We start from the raw sequence: 18008 nt of genomic DNA on the forward strand, positions 1-18008 counted from the left end.
CGACAAGGAGGCTGCCCATGTCCGCCGAACCGTCCCTCCCCACCCCCTCCCCGGCCCCTCGCTACGGCGTCTGGCTCATCGGGGCGCGCGGATCCGTCGCCACGACCGCGATCACGGGCTGCGCCGCCGTCGCCGCCGGACTCCATCCGCCGACCGGCATGGTCACCGAGACCCCCGACTTCACCTCGTGCGGCCTGCCGCCGCTGTCGTCCCTCGTCTTCGGCGGCCATGACACCGTCGACTGCCCGCTGCCCAAACGTGCCGAACACCTCGCCGCCGGCGGCGTCCTGCCGCACGGTCTGCCCTCCGCCGTACACGCCGAACTCGTCGCCGCTGACCGGGAGATCAGGCCCGGCGGCCCCCCGACCGGTGACACGGACGGCGGCTCGGGCCGCCACGACGACGAACTGATCGACGTGTTCGCGGCCGACATGCGCGACTTCGTGCGCCGCCGGGGACTCGCGGGCGCCGTCGTGGTGAACGTCGCCTCCACCGAGCCCGCCCCCGCCGACGGCTCCCTGCCGCCGAGCTCCCTCTACGCGGCGGCCGCCCTGCGCGCCGGCTGCCCCTACGTCAACTTCACCCCCTCCGCGGGCCTGCACCACCCGGCGCTGGCCGAGCAGGCGGCGACGGCCCCCGTCCCCCACGCGGGCCGCGACGGCAAGACCGGGCAGACCCTGCTGCGCTCCGTACTCGGCCCGATGTTCCTGCAACGCGCCCTCGCCGTGCGCGCCTGGTCCGGCACCAACCTCCTGGGCGGCGGCGACGGCGCCGCCCTCGCCGACCCCGCGACCGCCGCCGCCAAGAACGCCGGCAAGGAACGCGTCCTCGCCGACACCCTCGGCACCGCCCCCGAGGGCGAGGTCCACATCGACGACGTGCCCGCGCTCGGCGACTGGAAGACGGCCTGGGACCACATCGCCTTCGACGGCTTCCTCGGCGCCCGCATGATCCTGCAGACCACCTGGCAGGGCTGCGACTCGGCGCTCGCCGCGCCGCTCGTCCTCGACCTGGCCCGGCTGGTCGCCCGCGCCCGGGAGAGGGGCCTGTCCGGTCCGCTGGGCGAACTGGGCTTCTACTTCAAGGACCCGGTGGGGGACGGCCCGTCCTCGCTGGCCGAGCAGTACGCGGAGCTCAGGCGCTTCGCCGGGCGGCTGCGGGACGACGCCCCCGACCGCGGGGCGCAGCGGTGAGCCGCACGGCCGTCCCGGCGCAGGACACACCCGCTCCGGCCGGGTCGACGGCGGCAGACGACCCGGCCCCCGAGGACGCTTCCACACCCTTCCCCGGTGCCGCACCCCGCACCTTTCGCTCCCGCTCCGGCCGCGCGGGCGCCTGGGCCGAACTGCTGCGCCTGCCCGCGCTGTTCACCGTCCCCGGCGACGTCCTGGCCGGCACGGCGGCGGCCGGCGCACGCCCCGGACCCCGCACCCTGCTCGCCATCGGGTCCTCCCTGTGCCTGTACGAGGCCGGCATGGCCCTGAACGACTGGGCGGACCGCACCGAGGACGCCGCGGAACGCCCGCACCGCCCGATTCCGTCCGGCCGTATCCGCCCGGCCGCCGCCCTCACCGCCGCCGGTGCCCTCACCGGCGCCGGACTGGCGCTCGCCGCCGGTGCGGGACGCCCCGCCCTCGCGGTCGCCGCGCCCCTGGCGGCGACCGTCTGGGCCTACGACCTCGCGCTGAAGCACACACCCGCCGGTCCCGCGGCCATGGCCGCCGCCCGCGGACTGGACCTGCTCCTGGGCGCGGCCGCCACCGGCGGCGGCACCCGGACGGCCCTGCCCTCCGCCGCGCTGCTCGGCACGCACACCCTCGCGGTCACGGCCGTCTCCCGCCGGGAGACCACCGGCGGTTCGGTCCTGGCCCCGCTGGCGGCCCTCGCGACGACGGCGGCGCTGACGCGGCTGGTCACCCACCGCCGCACCCGACTCCCGGCAGGCCGGCGGGCAGCAGCCGCCCCCGGCCTGCCGGGCCCCGGCCCGGCCGAGCACCCGCTCCAGGTCACGGGGGCCCTCGCCGCCGCCCTGGGCGCCGCCTACGCCGCCACGGCCGGCCGGCCCTACTTCCACGCCGCACTCAACCCCTCGCCCCCGCTCACCCAGCGCGCCGTCGGCGGCGGCATCCGGGCCACGATCCCGCTCCAGGCCGCGCTCGCCGCCCGCTCCGGCTCGGCCGTCACCTCCCTGCTCGTCGCGGCCCTGGCCCCGGCCGGCCGGATGTTCGCGAGGAGGTCCGGCATGAGGAAGGTGAGCATCACATGAGCCGGGACCCGGACGGCGTCCCTCCGTCGCCCCTCCGCTTCGGCTACGGCACCAACGGCCTCGCCGACCTCCGTCTCGACGACGCCCTCGCCCTGCTCGCCGACCTCGGCTACGACGGGGTGGGGCTGACCCTCGACCACATGCATCTCGACCCGCTCGCCCCGGACCTCGCGGCGCGCACCCGCCGGGTCGCGCACCGGCTGGACGCGCTCGGGCTCGGCGTCACCGTGGAGACCGGCGCCCGCTATGTGCTCGACCCCCGCCGCAAGCACGGCCCGTCGCTGCTGGACCCCGACCCGGACGACCGCGCCCGCCGCGTCGACCTCCTCCTGCGGGCGGTCCGCGTCGCCGCCGACCTCGGCGCGCACGCCGTGCACTGTTTCAGCGGCATCGTCCCCGACGGCACGGACGAGGACACCGCCTGGAAACGCCTCGCCGAGACCTTCACCCCCGTCCTGGACGCCGCCGCCACCGAGGGCGTGCCCCTCGCCGTCGAACCGGAACCCGGTCACCTCCTCGCCACCCTCGCCGACTTCCACCGTCTGCGCCGCACCCTCGGGGACCCCAGACTCCTCGGCCTCACCCTGGACATCGGCCACTGCCAGTGCCTCGAACCCCTCCCTCCCGCGGACTGCGTACGGGACGCCGCGCCCTGGCTGCGCCACGTCCAGATCGAGGACATGCGCCGCGGTGTCCACGAGCACCTGCCCCTCGGGGACGGCGAGATCGACTTCCCGCCCGTCCTCGCGGCCCTCGCCGCCACCGGTTACCAGGGCCTGACCGTCGTCGAACTGCCCCGCCACTCCCATGCGGGCCCCCGCTTCGCCGCCCATTCCCTTCCGCTCCTCCACGCCGCGGCTCGCACCGCGGCGACCGCCACCGGCGCCGGCACGACTTCCGTCCCCGCGCCCTCGCCCGGCGATCCCTCCGCCACCCCAGAAGGGAGCAGCACCCCGTGAGCCACCCCCATGCCACCCCGGAGACCCCGGAGGAGGCCACCCCCAGCGGCCCTGGGGCGGCCCCCCACCCCCCGGGAAACCCGGCAGCCGACGGCACCACCCCCGCCGCCCCTGCCGCCGCCCCGATCAATCCCGCCGTCACCCCGCCCGCCGAACTGCACCGCCTCCTCTCCGCCGGTCTCGGGGCCGCCGCCCGCGCCTGGCTGGACCAGGCCCTCGACGAGGCCGCCGCCCACCCCGGCACCCACGGACCCATCTCCGTATGGGAGCTGCGCCTGGCCGAGGCCGGCCGCCGCTGCGGCGGAGCCCACGCCGACGCCGTCCGCGTCCTGATCCTGCACACGGCCCGCGCCGACACCGAGGCGCTGACCCGGGTCTACGACCAGGGCACCGCCGACGAACGCCGGGCGGTCCTGCACGCCCTGCCCCACCTCGTGCCCGGCCCCGACGCCCGCCCGCTCGTCGAGGACGCCCTGCGCACCAACGACACCCGGCTCGTCGCCGCCGCCGTCGGCCCGTACTGCGCCCGGCACCTCGACGCTCACGCCTGGCGGCACGCCGTACTGAAGTGCCTGTTCACCGGCGTCGCCCTGGACCGGGTGGCGGACCTGGCCCGACGGGCCCGCGGTGACGGCGAACTCGCCCGCATGCTCGGCGACTACGCCGACGAGCGCACCGCCGCCGGCCGCCCCGTCCCGGAGGACCTGCACCGCGTACGGGCCCTGGCCCTGGCCCCCGCCGGGTCAGCCTCCGCCTCCTCCACCCCGAGTCACACCACGGACGACCCCCACGGCAAGGAGTCCTGATGCGCCTCTTCGACCCCCACATCCACATGACGTCGCGGACCACCGACGACTACGAGGCCATGTACGGGGCGGGCGTCCGCGCCGTCGTCGAGCCCGCCTTCTGGCTCGGCCAGCCCCGCACCTCGCCCGCCTCCTTCGTCGACTACTTCGACTCCCTCCTCGGCTGGGAACCCTTCCGCGCCGCCCAGTACGGCATCGCCCACCACTGCACCATCGCCCTCAATCCCAAGGAGGCGAACGACCCGCGCTGCACGCCCGTCCTCGACCTGCTGCCCCGGTATCTCGTCAAGGACAACGTCGTGGCCGTCGGCGAGATCGGCTACGACTCCATGACGTCCGCGGAGGACACCGCGCTCGCCGTCCAGCTCCAGCTCGCCGCCGACCACGGCCTGCCCGCCCTGGTGCACACACCGCACCGCGACAAGCTCACCGGACTGCGCCGCACCCTCGACGTCGTACGGGAGTCCGCGCTGCCCACGGAGCACGTCCTGATCGACCATCTCAACGAGACCACCGTCAAGGAGGCCAAGGACAGCGGCTGCTGGCTCGGCTTCTCCGTCTATCCCGACACCAAGATGGACGAGGAACGGATGGTCGCGATCCTGCGCTCCCACGGCCCCGAGCGGGTCCTGGTGAACTCCGCCGCCGACTGGGGCAAGAGCGACCCGCTCAAGACCCGCAAGGTCGCCGACCTGATGCTCGCCGAAGGCTTCACCGAGGACGACGTCGACCGGGTCCTGTGGCGCAACCCCGTCGCCTTCTACGGACTCAGCGGCCGGCTCACCCTCGACGTCACCGCCCCCGAGGCCACCCACGAGGGCAACTCCATCCAGCGCGGCGTACCGAGGGACGAGCCCCCGCGGACGGCCGGCGTCACGGCCGCGGAGGCGTGAGCCATGCGCTTCCGCCACCCCGACGGGTCCACCGTCCATCTCGCCTACTGCACCAACGTGCACCCCGCCGAGACCCTCGACGGTGTCCTCGCCCAGCTGCGGGACCACTGCGAGCCCGTCCGCCGTCGGCTCGGCCGCGACCGGCTCGGCATCGGCCTGTGGCTCGCCAAGGGCGCCGCCCACGCCCTCGTCACCGACCCGTCCGCCCTGCGCGGCCTGCGCTGCGAACTCGACCGGCGCGGCCTCGAGGTCGTCACCCTCAACGGCTTCCCCTACGAGGGATTCGGCGCCGAGAAGGTCAAGTACCGCGTCTACACACCGGACTGGGCCGACCCCGAACGCCTGGAGTACACCACCTCGCTGGCCCGCCTCCTCGCCGGACTGCTCCCCGACGACGTTCCCGACGGCAGCATCTCCACCCTGCCGCTGGCCTGGCGCACCGCGCACGACACGGAGCGCGCCGAAGCCTCCCGCACCGCCCTGCGCGCCCTCGCCGAACGCCTCGACGCACTCCAGGAGCTGACCGGGCGCTCCATCCGCATCGCCCTGGAACCGGAACCCGGCTGCGTCGTCGAAACCACCCACGACGCCATCGGACCGCTCACCGCGATCGGCCACGACCGCATCGGCATCTGCGTCGACACCTGCCACCTCGCCACGTCCTTCGAGGATCCGCACACGGCCCTGGACGACCTCGTCCGGGCCGGCATCCCCGTGGTCAAGTCCCAGCTCTCCGCCGCCCTGCACGCCGAGCAGCCCCATCTGCCCGAGGTCCGCGAGGCCCTGCGCGCCTTCGCCGAGCCCCGCTTCCTGCACCAGACCCGCACGTCCACCGCCGCCGGACTGCGCGGCACCGACGACCTCGACGAGGCCCTGGCCGGCGACACCCTGCCCGACGGGGCGCCCTGGCGCGCCCACTTCCACGTCCCGCTGCACGCGGCTCCCACCGCGCCCCTCACCTCCACGCTGCCCGTGCTGAAGACCGTCCTGACCCGGCTCGTCGGCGGCCCGCAGCCCCTCACCCGCCACCTGGAGGTCGAGACCTACACCTGGCAGGCCCTCCCATCCGAGCTGCGGCCCAAGGGCCGCGCCCAGCTCGCCGACGGCATCGCCGCCGAACTCACCCTCGCCCGCGACCTGCTGACGGACCTAGGCCTGAAGGAACTCCCATGACCCCGGACCCCACAGCAGACCGCACAGCAGACCGCACCGCAGAACCGGTCAAAGACCCCACGGCCGCCGGTCCCACCCCCCTCCTGGTCCTCGACGTCGTGGGCCTCACCCCCCGCCTCCTCGACCACATGCCCCACCTCAAGAAGCTCGGCCAGTCCGGTTCCCGCGCCCCGCTCGGCACCGTGCTGCCCGCCGTCACCTGCGCCGCCCAGTCCACCTTCCTCACCGGCACCCTCCCCTCCGAACACGGCATCGTCGGCAACGGCTGGTACTTCCGCGAGCTCGGCGACGTCCTGCTGTGGCGCCAGCACAACGGTCTCGTCTCCGGGGACAAACTCTGGGACGCCGCCCGCCGCGCGCACCCCGGCTACACCGTCGCCAACATCTGCTGGTGGTACGCCATGGGCGCCGACACCGACATCACCGTCACCCCCCGCCCGGTCTACTACGCCGACGGCCGCAAGGAGCCGGACTGCTACACCCGCCCGCCCGCCCTGCACGACGAACTCACCGAGAAATTCGGCACGTTCCCCCTGTTCCACTTCTGGGGGCCCGGCGCCGACCTCGTCTCCAGCCAGTGGATCATCGACGCCACCCGCCACATCATGCGCACCCGGCACCCCGACCTGACGCTGTGCTACCTCCCCCACCTCGACTACGACCTGCAGCGCTTCGGCCCCGACGACCCGCGCTCCCTGCGGGCCGCCGCGGACCTGGACGCCGCCCTGGCCCCGCTGCTCGACGACGCACGCGCCGAGGGCCGTACCGTCGTCGCCCTGTCCGAGTACGGCATCACCCGGGTGAACCGGACCGTGGACATCAACCGCGCCCTGCGCCGCGCGGGCCTGCTGGAGGTGCACACGCAGGACGGCATGGAGTACCTCGACCCGATGGCCTCGCGCGCCTTCGCGGTCGCCGACCACCAGATCGCCCACGTCTACGTGCGCCGCCCCGAGGACCTCGACGCCACCCGGGCCGCCCTCGAAGGCCTGCCCGGCATCGACCAGCTCCTGGACGACGAGGGCAAGAAGGCCCATCACCTCGACCATCCGCGCGCCGGCGAACTGGTCGCCGTCGCCGAACCCGACGCCTGGTTCACGTACTACTACTGGCTCGACGACGACCGCGCACCCGACTTCGCGCAGCTCGTCGAGATCCACCGCAAACCCGGCTACGACCCGGTCGAGCTCTTCATGGACCCCCTCGACCCGTACGTCAAGGTGAAGGCGGCCACCGCGCTGGCGCGCAAGAAACTCGGCCTGCGCTACCGGATGGCGGTCGTGCCCCTCGACCCGTCGCCCATTCGGGGCAGCCACGGCCGCCTCCCGGCGAGCGACGACGACGGTCCGCTCCTCATCTGCTCCACCCCCCGTGCCGTCGGAGACCGCGTCGCGGCCACCGATGTCAAGCAACTCCTGCTCCAGCTCGCCGGACTCGGCTGACGCGCCATCACGTACGACCCTCCGAGATCCAGCTACTGGGAGTGAAACACGAGGCACTGACAACGGCCGGTCCCGGCGGGACCGGAACCGGCCACGACCGAGAAGGCAGGCCACTTGTGACCCCGTACTCCGACCCCTCCCGCACCGAGGCCACCGCCGCCTCGGCCACCGGCGCCCCGGACGAGGGACTGCGCCGCTCCCTGGGCGTGGACCGGCGCCGTTTCCTCAGCACCTGCACCGCCGTGGCGGCCGGGGCCGTCGCGCTCCCCGTCTTCGGGGCCGCCCCCGCCCTGGCCCACGACCGCGGCAGAGACCACGGCCACGAGCACGACCACGACCACGGCCACGGCGGGCAGGTGCTCGTCCCGTCGCACAAGCGCGGCATCATCCTCTACACCGTCCGTGACGCCACCGGCCGCGACCCCCTGTCCACCGATCTGCCCTCCGGCTTCCGCGAGGTGTTCAAGCAGCTGGCCCGCCACGGCTACCGCCAGGTGGAGTTCGCCGGCTACAACCAGCACGCGAACGCACCCGGCGGCGCCGGCCTCGAATCCGTCGCGGGAGCCAGGCTGCTGCGCTCCTGGCTCGACGACTACGGCCTGCGGGCCCAGGGCAACCACGGCTTCATCCCGTCCTCCTGGCCGTTGACCAAGGCGGACCTGGACACCTTCAAGAAGCACCTCGAGATCGCCAACATCCTCGGCCTGGACCACATGGGCACCGGCGGCGACCCCACCGGCAGTTCCCACCGCGCCGACTGGGACGTGGCCGCCGACAAGTGGAACGCCCTCGGCGCGATCGCCCGCCGCGAGGGCGTCAAGCTCTACACTCACAACCACGACGGCGCCTACGGCTTCCTGCTCGACGGCGGCCCTCTGGACGAGCAGGGCCGGCCGACCCGCAGTTCGGGCATCCGGAAGCTGGAGTACTTCCTCAAGGTCACCGACCCCAAGGCCGTCTGGCTGGAGATGGACATCTTCTGGGCGCACGTCGCCCAGTACAAGTTCCACACGTACACCGCCCACGACGGCTCCACGCGCAGGAACGTCTTCGACCCGGCCGGCCTGGTCGCCCGCAACAACAAGCGCTACCCGCTGTTCCACGCCAAGGACGGCGTCGTCAGCACCACCAACGGCATGGGCTACGAGATGGTGCCCTTCGGAACCGGCGTCATCGACTACACGACGTTCTTCTCCCGGGTCGGGCAGCGGAACTACCACAACCCGATGGTCGAGGACGACAACGCCCCGAGCGCCACCGACCCCGGGCAGTCACTGCGCGAGGCCAAGATCGGCTACGACAACCTGGCGGCCCTGCGCAAGCGGCGCCGCTGACCGGGAACACGGACCGGGCGGCCCCTCCCGCAGTACTGCGGGAGGGGCCGCCCGGTCCGTGGGGACGAAGCTCTCGTGCCGGTGTCGTGGGGCAGGGACGGTATGCGGCTTCGGCGGTCCGTGGGGTCAGGCCGTCTCGTCACCGAGCGGCTGCGGGTTCGGGCTGATCCGCCGGGGCTTGGGCCGCCCCGGGGGGTGCAGGAACACCGCGACGCAACCGGCGAACAGGGAGATCGAACCGGCCAGGACGAACGCGCCCGCGTAGTCCCAGGTCGCCACCACGACGGCGCCCATGCCGGATCCGAGCAGACCGGAGACGAGCTTCGAGGAGTACACCAGGCCGTAGTTGGTGGCGTTGTTGTTCTCACCGAAGTAGTCGGCGGTCATCGCGGCGAACATCGGGAAGATGGCACCGCCGCCGAACCCGGAGATCGACGAGAACAGCAGGAACAGCGGCAGGTTCCCGATGTTCCCGGAGAACAGGATGCCGTACTGGGACAACCCGAGGACGATGCAGACGAAGATCAGGCACTGCTTGCGGCCGTACCGGTCGGAGAGCCAGCCGATGACCCCGCGGCCGGTGCCGTTGACGATCGCCTTCAGGGACATGGCGGTCGCCACGATGCCGCCCGCGAAGCCCGCGTCGTCACCGAAGGGCACCTGGAAGGCGATGCCGAAGATGTTCACCCCGGACGTGCACAGCAGGCAGAACCACATCAGGCCCACCCTGCCGGTGCGCCACGCCTCCATGGGGGTGTACTGGTGCACGGCCGGCGGGTTCTTCTCCATCGCGCGCCGGGTGCGCGCGTCGGTCGGCTTCTTCAGCGGATCGATGTCGGCCGGCCACCAGTTCTTCGGCGGGTCCTTGAAGAAGTAGCCGGCTCCCGCCACCACACCGGCCAGGAACACACCCACCGCGACCAGCACCCAGCGGAAGTTGGTGAGGTCCATGTAGCCGGTGAAGATGAAGACGAACGGCACCGAACCGTAGGCGAAACCGCCGTTCACGAAGCCGGTCTTGCCGCCCTTGCGCTCCGGATACCACTTGGCGACCATGTTCACGCAGGTCGCGTACACCATGCCGGCACCCATACCGCTGAACATGCCGAAGCCGAGATACGCGACGATCACATGCGGCGCGAAGGCCAGCGAGAGATAGCCCAGCAGGGTTCCCACCGCGCCGCACATCATCGCCCAGCGGGCCGGCAGTCTGCCGCTCTCCCGCAGCTTGCCCGCCGGGAAGGCCACCGCCGCCTGGAAGAACACCCACACGCCCAGCATCCAGAAGATGTGCGCGCTGCTCCACGAATGGGCCGTGTGCAGCGTGTCCTCGGCGGAAGCGAACGCGTACTCCGCCGAGGAGATGCCCATCATGCCGATCCACGGCAGGATGACCATCCACTTGCGCTTGCGGCCCATGATGTCGATGTCGGTCTCACCGAGGCGGTAGACGCGTCCGTTCGCGTCGGCCACCTCCCGGTGGGGAACCGAAGTCCGCAGATCGGTCGTTGTCATGTCGTGTTGCACCCCTTGCGTCGAAAGTTCTGGCCAGCGCCCCCTGTCCAATGCCTTTCGTGCGCGTTCGGGTCCCGGGGCCGGCCGACGCGCACCGTCGGCCGGCCCCCCGGTCCGCTCACCTCATGAACCGCCCCCCAACAACCCCGCCGCCCGCGCCCAGCGGTACTTCGCCCCGAGCACCGCCACCGGCCGCTCGGTCGTGTACGGGTACGCCACGATGCCCCGTTCGAAGAGGTACTGGCACGCCTCCTCGACCTCCACGTCGCCCGCCAGCGACGCCACCACCGGCTTCTCGACGCCCCGTTCGCGGAACTCCGCCACCACCCGCGCGGTGAGTTCCGCGAACACCATGGGAGGCGTGACGATGGTGTGCCAGTAGCCGAGGACGAGCGCGTGGATGCGCGGGTCCTCGAGCCCCAGCCGGATCGTCGCCTCGTACGTCGACGGCGGCTCGCCCCCGGTGATGTCCACCGGGTTGCCGGCCGCTCCGAAGGGCGGGATGAACTCGCGGAACGCCGCGTCCAGATCCGGCGGGATCTCCATCAGCGACAGCCCGTTGTCCGTCACCGCGTCCGACAGCAGCACCCCGCTGCCCCCCGCACCCGTGATGATCACGACGTTGTCGCCCTTGGGGGCGGGCAGCACCGGCAACGCGCGCGCGTACTCGAGCATGTCGCTGAGACCCGGCGCGCGGATCACACCGGCCTGCCGCAGGATGTCGTCGTACACGGCGTCGTCGCCCGCCAGCGCGCCGGTGTGCGAACCCGCGGCCTTCGCGCCCGCCGCCGTACGGCCCGCCTTCAGCACCACGACCGGCTTCTTCGGCACCGTCTCGCGCGCGGCCCGCACGAACGCCCGCCCGTCCTTGAGATCCTCCAGGTGCATGGCGATGCAGTCGGTGCGCGGGTCCTGTCCGAACCAGGTCAGCAGGTCGTCCTCGTCCAGGTCCGACTTGTTGCCCAGCCCGACGATCGCCGACACACCCGTCCGCGTGGTGCGCGCGAACCCCAGGATGGCCATCCCGATGCCGCCCGACTGCGAGGTCAGCGCGACCCCGCCCTTGACGTCGTACGGCGTGCAGAACGTGGCGCACAGGTCCTGCCACGTCGAGTAGTAGCCGTAGATGTTGGGGCCGAGCAGCCGGACGCCGTGCCGCTCGGCGATCGCCACGATCTCGTCCTGGAGCTCCTGCTCACCGGTCTCCGCGAACCCGGAGGGAATGAGGACGGCGTTCGGGATCCCCTTGCGCCCCACCTCCTCCAGCGCCGCGGCCACGAACCTGGCGGGAATCGCGAAGACCGCCACATCCACCTCACCGGGGACGTCCGTGACACTCTTGTACGCCTTGCGGCCCAGAATGTCATCGGACTTGGGGTTCACCGGATGGATCTCCCCGGCGAAACCGCCGTCCACCAGGTTGCGCATCACCGAGTTGCCGATCTTGCCCGCCTCGGCGGAGGCGCCGATCACGGCGACCGAACGCGGCTGCATCAGCCGCCGCATGGAGGCGAGGATCTCCTCACGCGAGTACTGGCGGCGCTCCTTCGGCATCTCGGTCGCCAGGATCACCCGGATGTCGGCGGCGACCGCTCCGACCGGTGTGGCGATCACCGGGTTGAGGTCCACCTCGGCGATCTCCGGGAAGTCCGCGACGAGTTCCGACACCCGGCGGATCTGCTCGGCGACCGCCCACCGGTCCACACCGGCCTGTCCGCGCACCCCGCGCAGGATCTCCGCCGCCCGGATCGAGTCCAGCATCGACAGCGCCTCGTCGGCGTCCACCGGCGCGAGCCGGAAGGTGACGTCCTTGAGCACCTCGACGAGCACCCCGCCGAGCCCGAACGCGACCACCTTCCCGAACGTCGGGTCCGTGACCGCCCCGACGATGACCTCCTGCCCCTGCGGCAGCAGCTCCTGCACCTGCACGCCGTCGATCCGGGCGGCCGGATCGTACGCGCGGGCGTTCTCCACGATCCGGCAGAACGCCGCCCGCACATCGGCCGCGCCCTCCACACCGACGATCACACCGCCGGCATCGGTCTTGTGCAGGATGTCCGGTGAGACGATCTTCATCACGACGGGCCCGCCGAACCGCGCCGCGTACGCCACGGCCTCGTCGACGTCCGTCGCCAGCTCCTCACCCGGTACGGCGATCCCGTACGCGTCCGCCAGCACCTTGCCCTCGGGCGCGGTGAGCGCGGTGCGCCCGTCGGCGCGCACCGCATCGAGCAGCGCGCGCACCCTCAGCGTGCGGTCCTCGGCCATCACGTCAGATCACCCCGTTCGACTTGAGCAGGCGCAGTTCCTCGTCGCCCAGACCGAGTTCGCCGACGAACACCTCTTCGTTGTGCTCGCCGAGCAGCGGGGAGGCGACCACGTCGACGGGGGAGTCGGAGAGCTTCAGCGGGCTGCCGACGGTGACGAACTCGCCGCGTTCGGGGTGCGGGACGGTGACGACCATCCCGTTCGCCGCCAGCGAGGCGTCCTCGATGATCTCCTTGGTGGACAGGATCGGCCCGCACGGGATGTTGTGCGCGTTCAGCCGCTCCAGCACCTCCCACTTGGGCAGCGTCGAGGACCACTCCTCGATCAGCTGGAACATCTTGCCGAGCTTGGGCAGCCGGGCCTGCGGCGTCGCCCAGTCGGGGTCCTCGGCCAGCTCCGGCCGGCCGATCAGCTCGCTGACGGGCTTCCAGCCGACGGGCTGCACGATCACGTACACGTAGTCGTTCGGGCCGCCCGGCGCGCACTTGACCGCCCAGCCGGGCTGCCCGCCGCCGGACGCGTTCCCGGACCGGGGAACCTCGTCGCCGAAGTCCTCGTTGGGATATTCGGCGAGCGGGCCGTGGGCCAGGCGCTGCTGGTCGCGCAGCTTCACCCGGCAGAGGTTGAGCACCGCGTGCTGCATGGCCACGTTCACCCGCTGCCCGCGCCCGGTGGTCTCCCGCTGGAACAGCGCGGCGAGGATGCCCGCCACCACGTGGATGCCCGTGCCCGAGTCCCCGATCTGGGCGCCCGTCGCCAGTGGCGGCCCGTCCTCGAAACCGGTGGTCGACATCGACCCGCCCATGGCCTGCGCGACGACCTCGTACGCCTTGAAGGCGGTGTACGGACCGTCGCCGAACCCCTTGATGGAGGCGTAGACGATCCGCGGATTGATCTCCTTGATGCGGTCCCAGGTGAACCCCATCCGGTCGACGGCGCCCGGCCCGAAGTTCTCGACCATGACGTCCGAGCGCCGGATCAGCTCGGTGAGGATCTCCTTGCCGCGCTCGGTCTTGGTGTTGAGGGTGATGCTCCGCTTGTTGCAGTTGAGCATCGTGAAGTAGAGGGAGTCGACGTCGGGGAGGTCGCGCAGCTGCTTGCGCGTGATGTCCCCGGTCGGGGCCTCCAGCTTGACGACGTCCGCGCCGAGCCAGGCCAGCAGCTGGGTCGCGGAGGGTCCGGACTGGACGTGCGTCATGTCCAGGACGCGGATGCCCTCGAGGGCCTTGGCGGTGCGTGCGCCCGTGGCGGTGGGCGTGCTCGTGGCGGTCTCGGTGGTCACCGGGGTCACCTCACTTGTACATCGTCTGGTTCATGGTTCCGGGGGCGTACGCGTCCGGGTCGACCCAGACGTTGATCAGGGACGGCTTGCCCGACTCGCGGGCCCGGCGCAGTGCGGGGCCGATGTCGGCGGGGTCGCGGACCTCCTCGCCGTGACCGCCCAGCATCTGCGCGAACTTGTCGTACGGGACGTCGCCGAGGGTGTTGCCGACCCGCTCGCGCTCCTTGCCGTACTTGGCGGCCTGGCCGTAACGGATCTGGTTCATCGAGGAGTTGTTGCCGACGATGCCGACGAACGGCAGGTCGTAGCGGACGAGGGTCTCGAAGTCCCAGCCGGTCAGCGAGAAGGCGCCGTCGCCGAAGAGGGCGACGACCTCCTTGTCGGGCCGCGCCTGCTTGGCCGCGAGCACGAAGGGGACCCCGACGCCGAGTGTGCCGAGCGGGCCCGGGTCCATCCAGTGGCCGGGCGACTTGGGCTGCACGACCTGCCCGGAGAAGGTGACGATGTCGCCGCCGTCGCCGATGTAGATCGAGTCCTCGGTGAGGAAGTCGTTGATCTCGCTGACCAGCCGGTACGGGTGGATGGGCGAGGCGTCCGACTTCAACTGCGGCAGCCGCTTCTCCAGGGCGACCTGCTCGGCGGCCCGCAGCTCGTCCAGCCACTCCTTGCGCCTGGACGCGCCTCCGTCGATGCGTCCGGACGCCGCCTCGGTCACCGACTTCAGCACCAGCCCCGCGTCGCCGACGATGCCGAGGTCGATGTCGCGGTTCTTGCCGACGGTGCGGTAGTCGAGGTCGATCTGCACGACCGTGGCGGTGGGGGAGAGCCGCTTGCCGTAGCCCATGCGGAAGTCGAAGGGCGTGCCGACGATCACGATGACGTCGGCGTTGGTGAAGGCGTACCGGCGGGACAGCTGGAAGTGGTGCGGGTCCCCGGGCGGCAGGGTGCCGCGTCCCGCGCCGTTCATGTACGCGGGGATGTTGAGGGTGCGGACGAGCTCGACGGCCGCCTCGGTGCCCCGGGTGGTCCACACCTGGCTGCCGAGCAGGATCGCCGGCTTCTCGGCGTGCGCCAGCAGATCGGCGAGCTTCTCGACGGCCTCCGGGTCGCCGGGCGAGCGCGTCGAGGCGCGGTAGGCGCCCTCCCGCGGCACGCGCGCGGCGGACGCCGGCACCTTGGCGTCCAGGACGTCGCGCGGGATCTCCAGGAAGGAGGGGCCGGGGGCGCCGTGGTAGCACTCGCGGTAGGCCATCGACACCATGTCCGCGGCCCGCGCCGTGTGCGGCACGGTCGCCGCGAACTTGGTGATGGGGCTCATCATGTCGACGTGCGGCAGGTCCTGCAGGGACCCCATCTTGTGCTGGGACAGGGCTCCCTGACCGCCGATCAGCAACATGGGGGACTCGGCCCGGAAGGCGTTGGCCACCCCGGTGACGGCGTCGGTGGTGCCCGGGCCCGCGGTGACGACCGCGCAGCCCGGCTTGCCGGTGATGCGTGCGTAGCCGTCGGCCGCGTGCGCGGCGACCTGTTCGTGACGTACGTCGACGACCTCGATGCCCTCGTCGACGCAGCCGTCGTAGATGTCGATGATGTGGCCGCCGCACAGCGTGTAGATGCGGTCGACGCCCTCGGCCTTGAGGGCCTTGGCGACGAGATGACCGCCGGAGATCAGGTCCTGTGTGTCGTCGGGCATGGCGAAGTCCTGTCCCTTCATAGGGGGTGCGAACGCTCTCGTGCATCGCTCTCGCAGTACATTGCATACAGTCGACGAATACTGTATGAAGCTTGTTATCCCGCATCCCATGGGAGGTGTCCAGGGGGTGCGCGACACTTTTCCACCGCCGGACTCCGGGCCACCTCCGCTCCCGTCCCGCGACCTTCCGGCAGTCTTCCGTCGTCTTCGCAGACAGGAGCCGAGATGGACCTGTACGAACATCAGGCGCGCGAACTCTTCGAGGAACACGGCATCGTGGTACCGGCCGCCGAGGTCACCGACTCGCCCAAACAGGCACGCGGGATCGCCCGTCGGCTCGGTGGACGGGTCGTCGTCAAGGCACAGGTCAAGACCGGCGGGCGCGGCAAGGCGGGCGGAGTGAAGCTCGCCGCCGACCCCGCCGCCGCCGAGCTGACGGCACGCCAGATCCTCGGCATGGACATCAAGGGCCACACCGTCGGCAAGGTCATGCTCGCCCGGCCCGTCGACATCCAGGACGAGTTCTACGTCTCCTACGTCCTCGACCGCGCGGCCGGCCGCTTCCTCGCGATCGCCTCCGCGGAAGGCGGCATGGACATCGAGGAGGTCGCCGCCACCCGCCCCGAGGCCGTCGCCCGCATCCCCGTCGACCCCGCCGAGGGCGTCACCTCGGCGACCGCGGCCCGTATCGCCGACGCGGCCGGCCTGCCGCCGCAGTCCGTCGACGTCCTGGTCCGCCTGTGGGAGGTCCTCGTCCGCGAGGACGCCCTGCTGGTCGAGGTCAACCCGCTCGTCCGCACCGGCGACGGACGGATCATGGCCCTCGACGGCAAGGTCACCCTCGACGACAACGCCCGCTTCCGACAGGCTCGTTGGGGCAGCGAGGACACCGCCCACGAGGACCCGTTGGAGGCGGTCGCGGCGGCGAAGGGCCTCAACTACGTCAAGCTGGACGGCGAGGTCGGCATCATCGGCAACGGCGCCGGCCTGGTCATGTCGACCCTCGACGTCGTCGCCGGCTGCGGGGCCCGGCCCGCCAACTTCCTCGACATCGGCGGCGGGGCGTCGGCGCAGGTCATGGCGGACGGCCTCTCGGTCATCCTCTCCGACCCGGCCGTGAAGTCCGTCTTCGTCAACGTCTTCGGCGGCATCACCGCCTGCGACGCGGTGGCCGACGGCATCGTCCAGGCCCTCGGCGCCGTCCGGCTGACCAAGCCGCTCGTCGTACGCCTCGACGGCAACAACGCGGCCCGGGGCCGCGCCGTCCTCGACGCGCACGCGCACCCGCTCGTCGAGCAGGTCACCACCATGGACGGCGCCGCGCACCGCGCGGCCGAACTCGCCACCACAGCCTGAGGAGACCGGACATGGCGATCCACCTCACCAAGGAGAGCAAGGTCCTCGTCCAGGGCATGACCGGCGGCGAGGGCATGAAACACACCCGGCGCATGCTCGCGGCCGGCACCGACGTCGTCGGCGGAGTCAACCCGCGCAAGGCCGGCCAAACCGTCGACTTCGACGTCCCCCAGTGCCTGAACGGCCTGGGAGGTACCCCCACCGCCGTCCCCGTCTTCGGATCGGTCGCCGACGGCATACGGGCGACCGGGGCCGACGTCACGGTCGTCTTCGTACCACCGGCCTTCGCCAGGTCGGCCGTCGTCGAAGCGGCCGACGCCGGAATCGGCCTGGCCGTCGTCATCACCGAGGGCATCCCCGTCCACGACTCCGTCGCCTTCACCACCTACGCACGGCGGAAGGGCACCCGGGTCATCGGCCCCAACTGCCCCGGCCTGATCACCCCCGGACAGTCCAACGCCGGCATCATCCCGGCCGACATCACCAAGCCGGGCCCCGTCGGCCTGGTCTCCAAGTCCGGCACCCTCACCTACCAGCTCATGTACGAGCTGCGCGACATCGGCTTCTCGACCTGCGTCGGCATCGGCGGCGACCCCGTCGTCGGCACCACCCACATCGACTGCCTCGCCGCCTTCCAGGACGACCCCGACACCGATCTCGTCGTCCTCATCGGCGAGATCGGCGGCGACGCCGAGGAACGCGCGGCGGCCTACATCCGCGAGCACGTCACCAAGCCGGTCGTCGCCTACATCGCGGGCTTCACCGCACCCGAGGGCCGTACCATGGGACACGCAGGCGCGATCGTCTCCGGCTCCTCGGGCACGGCGCGGGCCAAGAAGGAAGCGCTCGAAGCCGTCGGTGTCCGGGTGGGCGGCACCCCCACGGAGACGGCACGGCACGTGCTCGCCGTCCTGGAAGCGGGGCGGTGACCCCGGCCCGTCCCTTCGACCGCCACCACCCCAGCCAAGGGCGGGCCCAAGGGCCCCCTTCTCTCGACTGTGCACCGAGAGCGGAGCGAACC

The 18008-nt window shown here is 72.1% G+C and carries 14 protein-coding genes; 10 read left to right on the forward strand and 4 right to left on the reverse strand.

Features of this window, described 5'->3' with window-relative positions; translation table 11 throughout:
• The first annotated feature begins 17 nt into the window (after positions 1-17).
• The 8 genes from OHB56_RS35670 to OHB56_RS35705 all read left to right on the forward strand — a co-directional run bounded on the left by OHB56_RS35670 (position 18) and on the right by OHB56_RS35705 (position 8873).
• Positions 18-1193: an inositol-3-phosphate synthase gene (locus tag OHB56_RS35670; protein ID WP_406357898.1), complete on the forward strand. Its 1176-nt coding sequence runs from the start codon at positions 18-20 to the stop codon at positions 1191-1193.
• Positions 1190-2266 carry an SCO3242 family prenyltransferase gene (locus OHB56_RS35675; RefSeq protein ID WP_406357900.1) on the forward strand — a complete coding sequence of 359 codons (1077 nt, stop codon included), beginning with the start codon at positions 1190-1192 and terminating at the stop codon, positions 2264-2266. Before OHB56_RS35670 ends, OHB56_RS35675 begins: the two co-directional genes overlap by 4 nt.
• Entirely contained in the window at positions 2263-3225 is a 963-nt protein-coding gene (locus OHB56_RS35680) for a sugar phosphate isomerase/epimerase family protein (protein ID WP_406357902.1), read from the forward strand. Before OHB56_RS35675 ends, OHB56_RS35680 begins: the two co-directional genes overlap by 4 nt.
• Positions 3222-4031, forward strand: a complete 810-nt coding sequence (locus OHB56_RS35685; RefSeq protein WP_406357904.1) for an EboA domain-containing protein — start codon at positions 3222-3224, stop codon at positions 4029-4031. Before OHB56_RS35680 ends, OHB56_RS35685 begins: the two co-directional genes overlap by 4 nt.
• Positions 4031-4924 carry a TatD family hydrolase gene (locus OHB56_RS35690; RefSeq protein WP_406357906.1) on the forward strand — a complete coding sequence of 298 codons (894 nt, stop codon included), beginning with the start codon at positions 4031-4033 and terminating at the stop codon, positions 4922-4924. Before OHB56_RS35685 ends, OHB56_RS35690 begins: the two co-directional genes overlap by 1 nt.
• Before the next feature lie 3 nt (positions 4925-4927).
• Positions 4928-6097, forward strand: coding sequence for a metabolite traffic protein EboE (eboE, locus tag OHB56_RS35695; protein ID WP_406357908.1), 1170 nt, complete (start codon positions 4928-4930; stop codon positions 6095-6097).
• A complete protein-coding gene (locus OHB56_RS35700) occupies positions 6094-7539 on the forward strand; it encodes a nucleotide pyrophosphatase/phosphodiesterase family protein (protein WP_406357910.1) in 1446 nt (481 codons plus the stop codon). Before eboE ends, OHB56_RS35700 begins: the two co-directional genes overlap by 4 nt.
• A 116-nt stretch (positions 7540-7655) precedes the next feature.
• Positions 7656-8873 (forward strand): sugar phosphate isomerase/epimerase family protein, encoded by a 1218-nt coding sequence (locus tag OHB56_RS35705; protein ID WP_406357912.1) that lies wholly within the window; start codon positions 7656-7658, stop codon positions 8871-8873.
• Positions 8874-8999: 126 nt separating this feature from the next.
• On the opposite strand, the gene OHB56_RS35710 is transcribed toward OHB56_RS35705, so the two are convergent.
• From OHB56_RS35710 to OHB56_RS35725, 4 genes are all read right to left on the reverse strand, one after another.
• Positions 9000-10388, reverse strand: coding sequence for an OFA family MFS transporter (locus OHB56_RS35710; RefSeq protein WP_406357914.1), 1389 nt, complete (start codon positions 10386-10388; stop codon positions 9000-9002).
• A 123-nt stretch (positions 10389-10511) separates the two neighbouring features.
• Complete coding sequence (locus OHB56_RS35715) at positions 10512-12656, reverse strand: acetate--CoA ligase family protein (RefSeq protein WP_406357916.1); 2145 nt, start codon at positions 12654-12656, stop codon at positions 10512-10514.
• Between the two features lie 4 nt (positions 12657-12660).
• On the reverse strand, positions 12661-13938 hold the full coding sequence (frc, locus tag OHB56_RS35720) for a formyl-CoA transferase (RefSeq protein WP_326755842.1): 1278 nt from the start codon (positions 13936-13938) through the stop codon (positions 12661-12663).
• Positions 13939-13948: 10 nt separating this feature from the next.
• Positions 13949-15631, reverse strand: coding sequence for a thiamine pyrophosphate-binding protein (locus tag OHB56_RS35725; RefSeq protein ID WP_326755843.1), 1683 nt, complete (start codon positions 15629-15631; stop codon positions 13949-13951).
• A gap of 225 nt (positions 15632-15856) precedes the next feature.
• On the opposite strand from OHB56_RS35725, the gene sucC reads away from it, so the two are divergent.
• Together sucC and sucD are read left to right on the forward strand one after the other, a co-directional pair.
• On the forward strand, positions 15857-16987 hold the full coding sequence (gene sucC, locus OHB56_RS35730; protein ID WP_406357918.1) for an ADP-forming succinate--CoA ligase subunit beta: 1131 nt from the start codon (positions 15857-15859) through the stop codon (positions 16985-16987).
• An 11-nt stretch (positions 16988-16998) separates the two neighbouring features.
• Positions 16999-17916, forward strand: coding sequence for a succinate--CoA ligase subunit alpha (gene sucD, locus OHB56_RS35735; protein ID WP_406357920.1), 918 nt, complete (start codon positions 16999-17001; stop codon positions 17914-17916).
• Positions 17917-18008 lie beyond the last annotated feature (92 nt).

The organism is Streptomyces sp. NBC_01635 (assembly GCF_045209715.1).
GTDB classification, from domain to species: Bacteria; Actinomycetota; Actinomycetes; order Streptomycetales; family Streptomycetaceae; genus Streptomyces; species Streptomyces hirsutus.